The sequence below is a fragment of the Stenotrophomonas indicatrix genome (genome assembly GCA_041545745.1).
GTDB classification, from domain to species: domain Bacteria; phylum Pseudomonadota; class Gammaproteobacteria; order Xanthomonadales; family Xanthomonadaceae; genus Stenotrophomonas; species Stenotrophomonas indicatrix_A.
Genome location: CP168152.1, coordinates 2,249,016 through 2,264,590, shown reverse-complemented (window position 1 = coordinate 2,264,590; position 15,575 = coordinate 2,249,016). Strand labels below are relative to the sequence as shown.

The following is a 15,575-nucleotide window of genomic DNA, read 5'->3' as shown; positions in this document are numbered from 1 at the left end:
CGTTCTTCTCTGTGACGCTGTTGCATCCAGCGCACGCGCCGAGCTTACAAGGTTTGCTGACCACCCTGCGGTCCCGTCCGGATGGCAAGCGGTGTCATTGGATGTTCGCTGCCGTGCTGGCGCTGTTGGCCTGCATGGGCAACGCGCGCGCAGAGGATGGCTACGCGCTGTGGATGCGCTACGCCCCGCTCGAGCCGACGCTCGCCGCCGACTACCGCTCCCGCTTGGGGCAGGTGGTGGCCCCTGATCAGACGGCCACGCAGCGCGCCGCGCGCGATGAGCTGGAGCGGGGACTCGGCGGACTGCTCGGCAGCGCTCGGCAGGCACCGGATGCGATGGCCACCGGCCCCACGCTGGTGCTGGGCACGCCGCAGTCGTCAGCGTTGATCGCACCGTTGCGGGCGCAGATGCAGTCACTGGGCGAGGAAGGTTACCTGCTCAAGCGCACCCGCGTGGGCGGGCGCGATGTGCTGCTGGTCGCCGCACCGCGGGATATCGGCGTGCTGTACGGGGTGTTTCATCTGCTGCGGCTGCTGCAGACCGGCGTGGCACTGGATGCCCTCGATGTGCGCCAATCGCCACGGCTCCGGCTGCGCGTGCTCAACCATTGGGACGACCTGGACGGACACGTGGAACGCGGCTATGCAGGCCGATCACTGTGGGACTGGCAGACGTTGCCGGAGTGGCGCGACCCGCGCTACACCGACTACGCACGCGCCAACGCGTCCGTAGGCATCAACGGCACCGTGCTCAACAACGTGAATGCAGATGCACAGAGTCTTGCGCCGGACTATCTCGACAAAGCGGCAGCACTGGCGGATCTGTTCCGGCCGTACGGCATCCGCGTTTACCTGAGTGCACGCTTCAGCGCACCCATCGAGCTGGGCGGGCTCGACACCGCCGATCCACTCGACCCCGCGGTACAACGCTGGTGGCGCGACAAAGCCGACCAGATCTATGCGCGCGTGCCCGATTTCGGTGGCTTCCTGGTGAAGGCCAATTCGGAAGGGCAGCCCGGCCCGCAGGACTACGGCCGCTCGCACGCCGACGGCGCCAACCTGCTGGCCGATGCGCTGGCCCCGCACGGCGGGGTGGTGATGTGGCGCGCCTTCGTCTACGCGCACGACGTTCCTGCGGACCGGGCCACGCAGGCCTACAGCGAGTTCGCTGGCCTGGATGGTGCCTTCCGCCCGAACGTGGTGCTGCAGGTAAAGAACGGGCCTATCGACTTCCAGCCGCGTGAGCCGTTCCATCCGCTGTTCGGGGCGATGCCGCGCACGCCGCTGATGATGGAAGTGCAGATCACCAAGGAGTACCTGGGCTTTGCCACGCATCTGGTTTACCTGGGGCCGTTGTACGAGGAAGTGCTGCGGGCCGACACCCGCGCGCGCGGCAAGGATTCCACCGTGGCGCAATCCTTGGCCGGCATGGCCGGCGTCGCCAACATCGGCACCGATCGCACCTGGAGTGGATCACACTTCGACCAGGCCAACTGGTACGCCTTCGGGCGCCTTGCGTGGGATCCGCGGCAATCGGCCCAGGACATCGCGGCGGACTGGGCGGCGCTGACATTCTCGGCCGATCCCGGCGTGGTGCGGCCCATCGTCGGGATGATGATGGCCTCGCGCGAGGCCGCGGTGAACTACATGACGCCGCTGGGCCTGCACCATCTGATGGCGCGGGGACACCACCATGGTCCCGGTCCGTGGGTCGATGGCGGCCCACGCGCGGACTGGACGTCGGTGTACTACCACCGTGCGGATTACAACGGCATCGGCTTCGACCGCACGGCGCGCGGCAGCAACGCCGTCGCCCAGTATTCCCCCGACGTGGCCGCGCAGTATGGCGACCTGGCGCGGGTTCCGGAGCCGCTGCTGCTGTGGTTCCACCACGTGCCGTGGGATCACCGCATGGCCTCTGGGCGGGCGCTGTGGGACGAACTGGTCGGGCGCTATTCGCAGGGCGTACGCCAGGTGCACGCCATGCAGGCCACCTGGGCAACGCTGGCTCCGACGGGGCAGGGCGCCGCCCTGGAGCGCGACAAGGTGGATGCGCAACGGCACGCGCAGGTTGCGGCCTTCCTGCGTATCCAGCTGCGCGAAGCACAGTGGTGGCGCGATGCCAGCGTGGCGTACTTCCAGTCGGTGAGCGGCAGGCCGTTGCCCGCAGGCGAAGCCGCGCCGCCGCATCCGCTGGCCTGGTACCAGGCCCTGCAGTTTCCCTCCGCGCCAGGAGATGGACGATGAAGCCGACGTCGTGGGTGGGCTGGCTGCTGGTGGTTGCCATGGGCGGCTGCGCCACGCGTGCAGCGGCACAGGAACCAGGGAGGGCGCTGCTGCATCCGCTGTTCCAGGATCACGCCGTGCTGCAGCGTGACCGGCCAATTCCGGTATGGGGCCAGGCCACGCCGGGCGCCCCGGTTTCCGTGGCGTTTGCAGGGCGCACTGTCAGCACGAACGCGGCTGCCGATGGCCGCTGGCACGCAACGCTGCCGCCTGCCGCAGCCGGCGGACCTTACGAAATGTCGGTCCGGTCCGGGCACGCCAGCCAGATCGTGCGCGACGTCCAGATCGGCGATGTCTGGTTGTGTTCCGGGCAGTCGAACATGGAGCTTCCGATGTGGCGCGCGCTTGATGCAGGCAGCGAGATCGCCTCCGTCACGGAACCGGGGATCCGCCTGTTCGCCGTGCCGAAGGCGGCGGCGGTTTCACCACAGAGTAATTTTCCCGCGTCTGTGGCATGGCGCCCTGCGTCACCGGACACGGTGCGCGACTTTTCCGCCGCGTGTTTCTACTTTGCGCGTGAACTGCGGAAGACCGTTGACGTTCCGATGGGGCTGATCCAGGCAGCGTGGGGCGGCTCGCGTATCGAAGCCTGGACCAGCAGCGATGCCCTGCGCATGCAGGGCGGCCTGGGCCCAGCCCTTGACGTGCTCGCGCTGTACGCGCGGGATCCGGCTGCGGCAAACGAGCGTTGGGGCCAGCAGTGGCAGCACTGGTGGGCCCATCGCGCCGGTGCCGTCGCCGCCGATGCACCCTGGCAGCCAGGCAGCGACAGCAGCGGATGGCAACGCGCACCCACCACGCTCGGGGCGTGGGAGCGCTGGGACGTGCCAGCGCTGGCCGGTTACAACGGCATGGTCTGGTACCGCAGCCAGGTGACCCTGAGCGCCGACCAGGCAGCCAAGCGCGCACAGCTTGAGCTCGGGCCCATTGACGAGACGGACATGACCTGGGTGAACGGCGTGGCCGTAGGTAGCCAGTACGGTGCAGGTGAGCGGCGAACCTATGCGCTGCCAGCCGGCTTGCTGAACGCCGGAGCCAACACGGTGGTGATCAATGTCCTGGATACCTACGGTGACGGTGGGCTTGCAGGGCCCGCGAGTGCGCACACCATCGGCCTGGATGACGGTACGCGCATCGAGCTGGATGTCCGCTGGCAGTACCGGGTGGCGCCCGGCGCACAGGCGCCGCCGCTGGCACCGTGGCACGCTGCCACGGGTCTATCGACGCTGTACAACGGCATGATCGCGCCGCTGGGCGCCTATGGCCTGCGTGGAGTGCTGTGGTACCAGGGTGAATCCAATACCGGCGACGCAACGGCATACCTCGCACGCCTGCGCAGCCTGCGTGACGACTGGCGGGGGCGGTTCGGCGCGCAGACGCCGCTGCTGCTGGTGCAGTTGGCCGGCTATGGCCAGCCACCCGAGGCGCCGGTTGAAAGTGGCTGGGCGCAGGTGCGCGAGGCGCAGCGGCTCGCCGCAGCGGAAGATCCGCACACCGGGCTGGCCGTGGCCATCGATATCGGCGATGCCTACGACATCCACCCGCCGAACAAGCAGGAACTGGGTCGGCGGCTGGCGCGGGTGGCGCGTCATGTGGTCTATGGCGAGCGCGGCGTAGCGCCGTCCGGCCCGATAGCGCGCCAGGCATCGGCCACGCGGGCCGGTGTACGTATTGCGTTCGACGACGTGGCCGGCGCTCTGGTCACGACCGGCGCGAACGGCCCCATCGGCTTCGAGCTGTGCGACGTCGATGCGCGCCACTGCCACTACGCCGACGCGGTGCTGGACGGGCACGACGTCGTGCTGCGCAGCCCGCCGGCTGACGCGGGCGGGCGCGTGCGCTACTGCTGGGCCGATGGCCCGGTGTGCACGCTGCGCGACAGCAGCGGCGCGCCCGCCGGCCCGTTCGAGCTTTCCATTTCTCCTGCGGAGGTTCCCTGATGCGCCTGCTGCTGGCCTCACTGCTCGTGTTGTCTTCCAGCTTGCCGCAGGCGTGGGCAGCGGCGCCCGCGCCGCCGGTCTACTTCGACTGGTTCGAGTACCGCGGTCTCGACGCGGCATTCGATGCGCCTTTGCCGGCCGGGCATTATCGCAACCCGATTCTTGCCGGGTTCCATGCCGACCCCAGTGTCGTCGCCGCAAACGGGCGCTTCTATCTGGTCAATTCCAGCTTCACCTACTTCCCGGGCATTCCGGTGTTCGAAAGCGTGGACCTGGTGCACTGGAAGCAGATCGGCAATGTGATCGACCGACCGTCGCAGCTGGACTTCGACGGACTGGGCGTGTCGCGCGGTATCTTCGCGCCGGCCATCAGTTACCACGACGGCATGTTCTACGTGGTCACCACGGCCGTCGACAGCGACGGCAACTTCATCGCTACCGCCCGTGATCCTGCCGGTCCCTGGTCCGACCCGCACTGGCTGCCTGGCATCGATGGGATCGATCCGTCATTGTTCTTCGACAACGACGGCACCGTGTATCTGCTCAACAACGATGTACCGCCTGGCCCGCCACGTTACGAGGGCCACCGTGCCATCTGGATGCAGCAGATTGATCTGGCGACCTTCGCCCCGGTAGGTCCCCGCAAGGTGTTGATCGACGGCGGGGTGGAGCCGGCCAGGAACCCGATCTGGATCGAGGGGCCGCACATCTACCAACGCGATGGCTGGTACTACCTCTCCGACGCGGAAGGCGGCACCGGGCCGCAACATTCGCAGGTGGTGCTGCGCAGCCGTGATGTGTGGGGGCCCTACGTGCCGTATGCGGGCAATCCGATTCTCACCCAGCGTGACCTGCCCGCCGACAGGCCGTTGCCGATCACCAATGCCGGACATGCGGACCTGGTGGAGGGGCCGGACGGCTCCTGGTGGGCGGTGTTCCTTGCCAGCCGCAACTACGACATCCGCCACTACAACACCGGGCGGGAGACCTATCTGCTGCCGGTGCAATGGCAGGACGGCTGGCCGGTGATCCTGCCGGCCACGCAGACTATTCCGTATGTGGCCAAAGCGCCCTCGTGGATGCAGGGCGACGCGTCGCAGGCGCCGTCCACCGGCAACTTCACCGAGCGCGACGAATTCGACGCGCCGACACTCGGCAGCGGCTGGCTGCGCGTGCGCATCCCCCAGCAGCCGTGGGCGGACCTGCGCGAGCGGCCGGGGTCGCTGGCCGTGCATCCGCTGGCGGAGAACCTGGACACGCTGCGCAACCCCGCGTTCCTCGGTCGACGCCAGCAGCACCTGCGCTTCGAGGCCAGTACCGAAATGACCCGCCCGGCAGCAGGCGTGGCCGCCGGCCTGGCAGCTTTCCAGAACGAGACGCACTGGTACTTCCTGGGCGTCCGCAGCGTCGGCGGTGACCGCGTGGCGGTCTTCCTCGAAGCGCGCGACGGCAGCGGCGCTACCCGTACACTGGCAACACGTGAGGCGATGGCAACCGCGTCGCTGCGCCTGAAGATCGCCGGCGACGAAGGCAGGTACGCGTTCGCCTTCGACAGCGGTGATGGGCGTGGCTGGCAGTCGCTGGCCGGGAACGTGGACGGAACGGTATTGAGTACGGATCGTGCAGGCGGCTTCGTCGGCGCGCTGCTGGGACCATTCGCGCGCGACGAGCGTGCCTTGAGGAGCAAATGATGACGCGCACTCCCATCTTCCACACACTTGTCCTGTGCGCTGCCATCGCGCTGGCAACGACCGGTCACGCTACCGAGCCTGCGCCTTGGCTCGACACCTCGGCCATCGTTGAAAGCCGCGCCGCCGCCCTGGTCGCACGGATGACCCTGGAAGAGAAGGCAGCGCAGATGCAGAACGCTGCGCCCGCAATCGAGCGCCTGGGCGTTCCCGCCTACGACTGGTGGAACGAGGGCCTGCATGGCGTGGCGCGGGCAGGGCAGGCCACCGTGTTCCCGCAGGCCATCGGCCTGGCGGCCACCTTCGATGTGCCGCTGATGGGGCAGGTGGCCAGCACCATCAGCGACGAGGCCCGGGCCAAGCACCACCAGTTCCTCCGCGAAGGCTCGCATGGCCGCTATCAGGGGCTGACCTACTGGTCGCCAAACATCAACATCTTCCGTGACCCGCGATGGGGCCGCGGCCAGGAAACCTACGGCGAGGACCCGTACCTCACCGCCCGCATGGGCGTAGCCTTCGTGCACGGCCTGCAGGGTGACGACCCGGTGTACCGCAAGCTCGACGCCACCGCCAAGCACCTGGCCGTGCACAGCGGTCCCGAAGCTGATCGCCACCACTTCGATGCCCGCCCCAGCAAGCGCGACCTGTATGACACCTACCTGCCGGCGTTCGAGGCGCTGGTGAAGGAGGGCCAGGTGGACGCGGTGATGGGTGCCTACAACCGGGTGTATGGCGAGTCCGCCAGCGCCAGCCGCTTCCTGCTGCGTGATGTGCTGCGTCGCGATTGGGGCTTCAAGGGCTACGTGGTTTCCGACTGCTGGGCCATCGTCGACATCTGGAAGCATCACCGGATCGTTCCCAGCCGCGAAGCAGCGGCCGCGTTGGCGGTCAGGAATGGCACCGAACTGGAGTGCGGCCAGGAATACGCCACGCTGCCAGCCGCTGTGCGGCAGGGCCTGATCAGCGAGGCGGAGATCGACGATGCGGTGACTCGTCTGTTTGCCGCGCGGATGCGGCTGGGCATGTTCGATCCACCCGAGCGCGTGCGCTGGGCGCAGATTCCCGCGTCGGTCAACCAGGCCCCGGCACACGATGCGCTGGCCCTGAAGGCCGCCCAGGAATCGCTGGTGCTGCTGAAAAACGATGGTGTGCTGCCGCTGTCCCGCAACCTCAAGCGCATCGCCGTGATAGGCCCCACCGCCGATGACACCATGGCACTGCTGGGCAACTACTTCGGCACCCCGGCCGCGCCGGTCACCGTGCTGCAGGGCATCCGCGATGCCGCCAAGGGCATCGAGGTGAGCTACGCACGGGGCGTGGACCTGGTTGAAGGGCGCGACGATCCCAGCGCCACGCCCTTGATCGAAGCAACCTACCTGCGCCCGTCGGCTGACTCGCCGGAGCGTGGCCTGCGCGGCGAGTACTTCCGTACCGCTGATCTTTCAGGCACGCCGGCATTGGTCCGCACCGATGCCCAGATCGGATTCCGCTGGGACCGGGGTTCCCCGACCGACAACCTGCTGGCCCGTGGTGAAGCCGCGCCGGGGCAGGGCATCCCCAGCGATGGTTTCAGCATCCGCTGGACTGGACAGTTGCTGCCGCCCGTTTCGGGGCGCTACCGGATCGAGGCGGCCGCCGACGATGGTTTCCGCCTCTACGTGGACGGCAAGCGGGTGCTCGACCACTGGGCCAACAGTGATCGCCTGCACGGCGATGGCCTGGACCTGGACCTGCAGGCCGGCCGCGCCTATGACCTGAGGCTTGAGTACTTCGACGCCGAGCGCGATGCCGGCGTCCGCCTGGGGTGGCGGATGCCCGGTGCCAAGCCGCCGTTCGAAGCGGCGCTGGAGGCCGCGCGCAACGCCGATGTGGTGGTGTTCGTGGGCGGACTCACCGGCGACGTCGAAGGCGAAGAAATGAAGGTCAACTACCCGGGATTCGCCGGCGGGGACCGTACCGACCTGCGCCTGCCCGCGCCACAACGCACGCTGCTGGAAGCGCTGCACACCACCGGCAAGCCGGTGGTGATGGTCCTCACGGGTGGCGCGGCCATGGCGGTGGAATGGGCGCAACAGAATCTGTCCGCCATCCTGATGAGCTGGTATCCCGGCCAACGCGGCGGCACCGCCGTCGGCCAGGCGCTGTTCGGCGAAGTCAATCCCGGCGGGCGCCTGCCGGTGACCTTCTACAGGGCGGACGACACATTGCCCGCGTTCGACGACTACACGATGGAAGGCCGCACCTACCGCTACTTCCGCGGCACGCCGCTGTATCCGTTCGGTCACGGGCTGTCGTACACCCGCTTCGACTACGGCAGGCTGCAGCTTGATTCGCCGCGCATCGCCAACGACGGCAAGCTCAAGGTGCAGGTCGAGATCACCAACACCGGCAAGCGTGCCGGCGACGAAGTGGTGCAGCTGTATGTACGACGGCCGCAGGCGGGCCCCGGCGACGCGCGCCAGACATTGCGCGGCTTCCAGCGCGTCCATCTGGCCGCCGGCGAGCGGCGCACCATAGCGTTCGATCTGCAGGCACAGCAGGACCTGCGCCAGTATGACGAAGCGCGCGGCGGCTATGCGGTGCCGGCGGGTCCGTATGAACTGAGGGTAGGAAGCTCCAGCGCCGACATCCGTGCGAAGGGCGGATTCCGCGTGGAGGCCAACCGTGACTGATGCACGTCGCATGGAAAGCACCGAGCACACGCTGTCCATCCGGGAAAAGCTCGGCTACAGCCTGGGCGACCTCGCGGCGAACCTGATCTTCCAGACGCTGATCACGTATCTCGCGTTCTTCTACACCGATGTGTTCCGGCTGCCGCCGGCCACGGCCGCAACGATCATCTTCGTGATCGGCGTGATCGGTGCGTTCGTGTTCACCCCGCTGATCGGCATCGCCGCCGATCGGACGGCCAGCCGGTGGGGCAAGTTCCGTCCGTGGATCCTGTGGACCGCACTTCCATTCGGGGCGCTGTCGCTGCTTGCCTTCAGCACTCCCGACCTGGTGCCGCGCGGCAAGATCATCTACGCCGTTACCACCTACGGCCTGCTGATGCTCGTGTATGCGGCCAACAACCTGCCGTATTCGGCGCTCAGCGGCGTGCTCACCGGCAGCATGGCCCAGCGCAACAGCCTGTCGGCCTATCGCTTCGTGGCGGTGATGGTCGCGCAGTTCATCATCCAGGTCCTCCTGTTGCCGCTGGTGTTGATCCTCGGCGACGGCGACCGCGTGCTGGGCTTCGAGCGGGTCATGACCGTGTTCGCGGTAGTGGGAACGGTGTTCTTCCTGATCACCTTCGCCACCACGCGCGAGCGCATCGTGCCGGCGAAGGAACAGACCGCTGGCGTGCTGCAGGACCTGTCCGACCTGCTGCGCAACCGACCATGGAAGGTGATGCTGGCCCTCACCATCCTGGTCTTCATCAACCTGTCCCTGAAGGGCGGCACCTACGTCTACTACTTCCAGTACTACATGAGCGAAGCCGCCTTGGCGGGTTTTCTCGACAGCTCCGGGTTCAACCGCTTCATTGCCGCCGTCAACGCGGCACTCAACGGCGTGGGCCTGTCCGGGTTCGCCTGGCCGAAGGATCCGGCAACGTCGGCATTCAGTTTGTTCAACGCCTGCGGCATCGTCTGCATGATCCTGGGCATCGGCGTATCGCGTCGCCTGGCCGACCGGTTCGGCAAGCGTGATGTATTTGGTGGTGCGTTGCTGGTGTCCACCGCATTCCTGCTGGCATTCTATTTCTTTCCGCCCACGGCGGTTGCCGTGGCTTTCGCTGCCTTCATGCTGCACGGGTTCTGCTACGGCATCACCATCCCGCTGCTGTGGGCGATGATCGCCGACGTCGCCGACTATTCCGAATGGAAGAACCACCGCCGTGCGACCGCGATCGTCTTCTCGGCGATGCTGTGTGGCCTGAAGATCGGGCTCAGCATCGGTGGTGCGCTGGTCGCCGGCATCCTCGCCCACCACGGGTACCAAGCAGGCGCACCGCAACAGCCCGAAGCCGTGGTGGACGGCATCCGCCTGACAGTAAGCGTCTACTGCGCCATTCCGTTCCTGGCCGCGGTGGCGCTGCTGTTCCTCTATGAGATCAACAAGCGCATGGAGACCCGCATCGAGCAGGACCTGCAGTCGCGGCGACAGGGCCGCAGTCTGGATCAGCTGGCAGCACACGCCATCTCGCAACCACTGGTAACGCACATCTACACCGCCGACCCTTCGGCCCACGTATTCGAGGGGCGGCTGTACCTCTATCCATCGCACGACATCGACAGCGGCGCCCCCTTCGACGATGAGGGCGGGCACTTCGGCATGCAGGACTACCACGTGCTGCGGATGGACACACCAGAGGGCGAGGCCACCGATTGCGGCGTGGCACTGCATGTGCGCGACGTGCCTTGGGCCAGCCAGCAGATGTGGGCACCGGATGCCGCCTTCCGCGATGGCCGCTACTACCTGTACTTCCCGGCCAAGGACGCCCACGGCATGTTCCGCATCGGCGTTGCAGCGGCGGATCGGCCGGAGGGGCCATTCACCGCCGAGCCAGAGCCCATCGAGGGCGCGTACTCGATCGACCCGGCCGTGTTCGAGGACGACGACGGCACGCACTACCTCTGTTTCGGTGGCATCTGGGGTGGCCAGCTGCAGAAATACCGGGACAACCGCTACGACCCGGCACATGAAGAACCTGCTGGCGACGCGCCGGCACTGGGCCCGCGTATCGCGCGACTGGACGCGAGCATGACCCGGTTGGCCGAACCCACGCGTGAGATCGTCATCCTGGACGAGCACGGACAGCCGCTGCGCGCCGATGACCACGCACGCCGATTCTTCGAGGGGCCGTGGCTGCACAGGTACCAGGGCCGGTATTACCTGTCGTACTCCACCGGCGACACACACCTGCTGTGCTATGCCACCAGCGACAGCCCGTACGGGCCGTACACCTATCGCGGCGTGATCCTCACTCCCGTAGTGGGCTGGACCACCCATCACTCCATCTGTGCGTTCCGGGGGCAGTGGTACCTGTTCTACCACGACGCGCTGTTGTCTGGCGGGGTCACCCACCTGCGTTCGGTCAAGTGCACGCCGCTGCACATGGAAGCAGACGGCAGCATCCGGACCATCGATCCCTATGGCGCCTGAGACATCTCCCCAGGATGATGCGCAGGCCGCAATGCCTGCGGGTGCGCTGCACTGGTTGCGGACGGGCAGGCTGGAGGTGGCAGTGGCGCCGGAAGCGGGTGGACGCATCGCCCGCATCCGTTTCGACCGTGTGGAGTGGCTGGTCAGCGAACATCAGGACGCGGCCACCATCGGCTGGGGGTGCTATCCGATGGTCCCCTGGGCCGGGCGCATCCGGCAGGGCCGCTTCAGCTTCGATGGCAGGCCCTATCAGCTGCCGGTGAACTTCGGCATGCATGCCATCCATGGCGTTGGCTTCTCACGGCCCTGGCGCATCGACCGCCTTGAACCGGACGGCGCCTCGCTGTCGCTGGAGCTTCCCGAGGACGGCTATTGGCCCTTCGGGGGCAGGGCGTTGCAGCGGATCCACGTGCAGCCCGACCGCCTGCAACTGCGCCTGGCGGTGCAGGCAGGCGACACGTCGATGCCGGCCGTGCTCGGCTGGCACCCGTGGTTCCGCAAGCCGGATCGGTTGCTGTTCGCGCCAGCCGCGATGTACCCCCGCGACGGGGAGGGCATCGCCGTCCTGCCCTGCGTGGATCCGGCGCAAGGCCCATGGGACGACTGCTTCATCAACCATCGCGAGGTCACGCTGGTTTCCGCCGGCCAGCGGCTGCGGCTGCGCGCCGACACCGATCACTGGGTGGTCTACGACGGGGGGCCGCACGCCACCTGCGTGGAGCCGCAGACCGGCCCACCCGATGGCTTCACGCTGGCGCCCACCCGGCTGCAGCCGGGACAGCAGCTGGAGCTGAGGTTCGAGCTGCGGTGGGAAATCGACGATGGTGATGATCCGGCTGGAGTCACTGTCACCTGATCGCCAATCCTCTGCAGGTTCTCCGGGTTGCCCGCGGCTGCTTGGCTGCACCGGCGCTACCGGCTCCGGCTCCGGCAGCAGGTAGCGATGGCGCTGCCCTTCACCGGATGCGGCAGGTTCAACCGCCACACTAGCCACTTCCCTGATGCCACGCGCGCTCGCAGAATTACCCGATGTTCGATCTTCAACGTCTCCGCGCACGTATTTCAGCGATGGTGCTGACCGAAGGATGGCGCCGGCGCGCGGCATTGTGGAGCGGCGCGGTGGCGGTGGCGCTGGTTGCCATCGTGTTCGCCAAGGCCAGTGATGCCGCCTTCCATGTCTTCCAGCGCGTCATCGCCCATTCCCCCTGGTGGGCGTTGCTGCTTACGCCGGGCATCTTCGCACTGCTGGCCTGGCTGACCGCCGGCGCGCTCAGGCCCACCCGCGGCAGCGGTATTCCGCAGGTCATCGCGTCGCTGGAACAACCGGACCCGCAATTCAGGCAAGTCAACCTCTCGCCTGCGGTTTCGGCGGGCAAACTGCTGCTGACCTCGCTGTCCCTGCTTGGAGGAGCGTCGGTGGGCCGCGAGGGCCCTACCGTGCACGTGGGTGCCAGCCTGATGTACCTGTTCGGGCGCTGGTTCGGATTCAAGGACCCCCGCGAACTGTCGCACTTCCTGCTGGCAGGTGGTGCGGCCGGCATCGCCGCGGCCTTCAATACGCCGCTGGCGGGCATCGTGTTCGCCATCGAGGAGCTGAGTGGGCGCTTCGAGCACCGCTTCTCGGGCACCCTGCTCACGGCGGTCATCGTGGGCGGCGTGGTGTCCCTGGGCCTGCTGGGCAATTACACCTACTTCGGGCACGTCTCGGCGTTGCTGCCATTGGGCCAGGCCTGGGGCGCCATTGTGCTGTGCGGCGTGGTCGCCGGCCTGCTGGGCGGACTGTTCGCCCGGGTCGTACTGCTGACCATGTCCGGTCATCCGCGCTGGCTGGGCAGGCTCAAGCGGGACCATCCGGTGCTACTGGCCGCTGCCTGTGGCTTGATCGTGGTGGTGCTGGCGCTGCTGTTCGGCGACGGCGCGTTTGGTACCGGCTACGAGCAGGCGCGCAGTCTGGTGCAGGGCCAGGCGATCGTCGGTCATGAGTTCGGCCTGATGAAGCTGCTCGCCAATCTGGCGTCCTACGTGGCGGGCATCCCAGGTGGATTGTTCTCGCCAGCGCTCGCGGTGGGGGCAGGGCTGGGACACAACCTGGCGGTGCTGATGCCGGCGGTGGATCCGAAGGCGTTCGTGCTGCTGGGCATGTGCGCCTACCTGACAGGCGTGACCCAGGCGCCACTGACCTCGGCGGTGATCTCGCTGGAACTGACCGACAGCGGCGATCTGCTGCTGCCGATCCTGGCCACCGTGCTGATTGCCCGGGGCGTGTCCGGCATGGTCTGCCGGGTGCCGATCTACCGCGGGCTGGCCGAACAGCTGCTGGCCAGCAGCGCAGTTGATGGCGGCCAGAACGTCACAGCTGCACCACGTCCTAAGGACTAGGTGCCGTTCCAGCCCGCGTGCTGATCAGAGCAGCAGCAACGCCCCGATCAGCGCGGGCGGCATCACCAGCGCGCCGACCCGCAGGAAGTCGAGCGCGCTGATATGTTCGCCTTCGCGGCGCAGCGCCACCAGCCACAGCATGGTGGCCAGCGAGCCGGTCACCGACAGGTTCGGGCCCAGATCCACGCCGATCAGCAACGCCGCGCGCGTCTGCGCCGGCAGCTCGGCCATCTGGCCCAGCGAGCCGGCAGCAAGACCCACCGGCAGGTTGTTGGCCGCATTGCTGAGCAGTGCGGCTGCGGCGCCGGCCAGCCAGCCCGCCTGGTGCGGCGAGGTCTGCGCCAGCGCCTGCAGGTTGCTGGCCGCCGTCTGGATGACACCGGTCTGCGACACCGCTTCAACCAGCACGAACAGCCCGGCCACCAGCGGCAGCACGCCCCACGACACGTGGCGCAACAGCGGCAGCGGGCCGCGCCGCTGGCGGATCGCCACCACCGCGACGCTCAGCGCGCCCGCACAGAACGTAGTCAGGCCCAATGGGCCGTTCATTGCGGAGGTCACCAGCAGCACGGTGCCGGTGAACAACACGCCCAGCGCACTCAGCCGGCCACCCTCGGTAAGTGGGCGATGCTCGGGCGATGCTGCCAACGGTTGTGCGATCTCGCGGCGATGCACCCAGCGCAGCACCAGATACGTGGCACCGATCGCGGCCAGCGAGGGCAGCGCGAACTGCGCCAGCCACTGCAGCAGCGGCGGCATGTGGTTGCCGTACACCACCAGGTTGGCCGGGTTGGAAATGGGCAGCACGAAGCTGGCCGCATTGGCGATGAACGCACAAACAAACAGATAGGGCAGGGGATTGGCGCGGGCCGCCTTGCATGCCGCATAGACGGCGGGCGTGAGCACTACTGCCGTGGCATCGTTGGACAGGAACACCGTTACCACCGTGCCGACCAGGAATACCAGGTCGAACAGGCGCCGCCCCGAGCCGCCGGCATGCCGCACCGCATACAGCGCCAGCCAGTCGAACAGGCCCTCGCGCCGCGCCAGCTCGGCCAGCACCATCATGCCGATCAGGAACAGGTAGACGTCCCGCCCCTCGGCAACCGCGTGCCAGGTCGTGCCAAGCGACACCGCCCCGAGCAGCGGAAGCAGCGCGGCAGCGCCCAGCGCCCACACGTATTCGGGAATGCGGAATGGCCGGAACAGCAGGCCGACGGTGGCAACGGCCACGGCCGCCCAGATGATGAGGGGGGAATAGGAAGCGAGCATGAAGTAAGTGGGGTCTCAGCTGCACCGGCGCGTAGCCAACAGCAACGCGCGCGTTGCATCGCGGCAAGTGCGAGAAAGTCGGCATCATACCCGGTCGATGGTTCACGCCATTCACCGTGACGCGTCACGGTAATCCGGCACAGGCGCAGGTCGCATTCGTACGGAGGGCGCTGTCACTACGGCGCCGATATGGCCTGCTGCGTCGCAACCGTTTCCTGCGTGGCGAGTATGACGAAGTGTTGAGGCTGCGCGACATCGACTGGCGTCATCCCGACGGCCATCGCATCGAGGAAGCCGACTGGCATGACCCGGAGCTGCGGGCGTTGCTGATAGTGCTTGAAGGACGCAGCCCAGACAGCGGGCTGCGCGAACCCGGTCGCCATGTCAGCCTCGCCCTGCTGTTCAACGCGGGCGAACAACCACAAGTGTTCCAAGCCTCCGGTGACGTGCTGGCATGCAGCGGCTCCGGTACTGTTGACGATGTAGAACATCGCTTCCTGAGAAATCCGGCCGGACATGGCTCCCCGACGCGGTGGGAAGCCGTGCCCGCCTGCGCGGCCCCTCAGAAGGCGAGGCGCCGGCCAATGTCAGCGCTCTTGCTGCCTACCGGTGGGATCCGGGTCGGGGCGTTCGTAGTCTTCGGGCACGGCCTTTTGCCCCTTGCCGTCGTCCGGCATGTCATGTTCCTTCCACGTCGCCCTGTCGTTGCGCCGCTGGTCAGGCGTATGGGCTTTCGAGGCGTCGTCCACATTGGCACCCGGATTGAAGGGCAGGTCGTCCCGCAACTTCTTTTCATTCATGTCAGCTCTCCGGCGCAGCGCCGCTTGGAGTGGCGTGCGGTGGGTTGATAAACCGCCTCAGCAGGA

General features: G+C 67.4%; 10 protein-coding genes and 1 pseudogene. 8 read left to right on the top strand and 3 right to left on the bottom strand.

Annotated elements, in window-relative coordinates:
• Window positions 1-101: 101 nt before the first annotated feature.
• The 8 genes and pseudogenes from ACEF39_RS10425 to ACEF39_RS10390 all read left to right on the top strand — a co-directional run bounded on the left by ACEF39_RS10425 (window position 102) and on the right by ACEF39_RS10390 (window position 13,437).
• Complete coding sequence (locus ACEF39_RS10425) at window positions 102-2,246, top strand: alpha-glucuronidase family glycosyl hydrolase (protein ID WP_500287895.1); 2,145 nt, start codon at window positions 102-104, stop codon at window positions 2,244-2,246.
• Window positions 2,243-4,225 carry a sialate O-acetylesterase gene (locus ACEF39_RS10420; protein ID WP_500287894.1) on the top strand — a complete coding sequence of 661 codons (1,983 nt, stop codon included), beginning with the start codon at window positions 2,243-2,245 and terminating at the stop codon, window positions 4,223-4,225. Before ACEF39_RS10425 ends, ACEF39_RS10420 begins: the two co-directional genes overlap by 4 nt.
• Window positions 4,225-5,916 carry a glycoside hydrolase family 43 protein gene (locus ACEF39_RS10415; protein ID WP_500287893.1) on the top strand — a complete coding sequence of 564 codons (1,692 nt, stop codon included), beginning with the start codon at window positions 4,225-4,227 and terminating at the stop codon, window positions 5,914-5,916. The genes ACEF39_RS10420 and ACEF39_RS10415 overlap by 1 nt, the downstream gene beginning before the upstream one ends.
• A complete protein-coding gene (locus tag ACEF39_RS10410; RefSeq protein WP_500287892.1) occupies window positions 5,916-8,585 on the top strand; it encodes a glycoside hydrolase family 3 protein in 2,670 nt (889 codons plus the stop codon). The genes ACEF39_RS10415 and ACEF39_RS10410 overlap by 1 nt, the downstream gene beginning before the upstream one ends.
• A 10-nt stretch (window positions 8,586-8,595) precedes the next feature.
• Window positions 8,596-10,083, top strand: a pseudogene (locus ACEF39_RS10405) (MFS transporter); the annotation flags it as partial.
• A complete protein-coding gene (locus ACEF39_RS10400; protein WP_500288006.1) occupies window positions 10,069-11,058 on the top strand; it encodes a glycoside hydrolase family 43 protein in 990 nt (329 codons plus the stop codon). The pseudogene ACEF39_RS10405 and the gene ACEF39_RS10400, both read left to right, overlap by 15 nt.
• On the top strand, window positions 11,048-11,914 hold the full coding sequence (locus tag ACEF39_RS10395) for an aldose epimerase family protein (RefSeq protein WP_500287891.1): 867 nt from the start codon (window positions 11,048-11,050) through the stop codon (window positions 11,912-11,914). The genes ACEF39_RS10400 and ACEF39_RS10395 overlap by 11 nt, the downstream gene beginning before the upstream one ends.
• A gap of 173 nt (window positions 11,915-12,087) precedes the next feature.
• Window positions 12,088-13,437 (top strand): chloride channel protein, encoded by a 1,350-nt coding sequence (locus ACEF39_RS10390; RefSeq protein WP_500287890.1) that lies wholly within the window; start codon window positions 12,088-12,090, stop codon window positions 13,435-13,437.
• A gap of 24 nt (window positions 13,438-13,461) precedes the next feature.
• Here the strand turns inward: ACEF39_RS10390 and ACEF39_RS10385 are convergent, their stop codons facing one another.
• The 3 genes from ACEF39_RS10385 to ACEF39_RS10375 form a co-directional block, all read right to left on the bottom strand.
• Window positions 13,462-14,709 carry an arsenic transporter gene (locus ACEF39_RS10385; RefSeq protein ID WP_500287889.1) on the bottom strand — a complete coding sequence of 416 codons (1,248 nt, stop codon included), beginning with the start codon at window positions 14,707-14,709 and terminating at the stop codon, window positions 13,462-13,464.
• A gap of 176 nt (window positions 14,710-14,885) precedes the next feature.
• Window positions 14,886-15,200, bottom strand: coding sequence for a hypothetical protein (locus ACEF39_RS10380; RefSeq protein WP_500287888.1), 315 nt, complete (start codon window positions 15,198-15,200; stop codon window positions 14,886-14,888).
• Window positions 15,201-15,296: 96 nt separating this feature from the next.
• Window positions 15,297-15,509: a hypothetical protein gene (locus tag ACEF39_RS10375; RefSeq protein ID WP_500287887.1), complete on the bottom strand. Its 213-nt coding sequence runs from the start codon at window positions 15,507-15,509 to the stop codon at window positions 15,297-15,299.
• Between the last annotated feature and the right edge of the window lie 66 nt (window positions 15,510-15,575).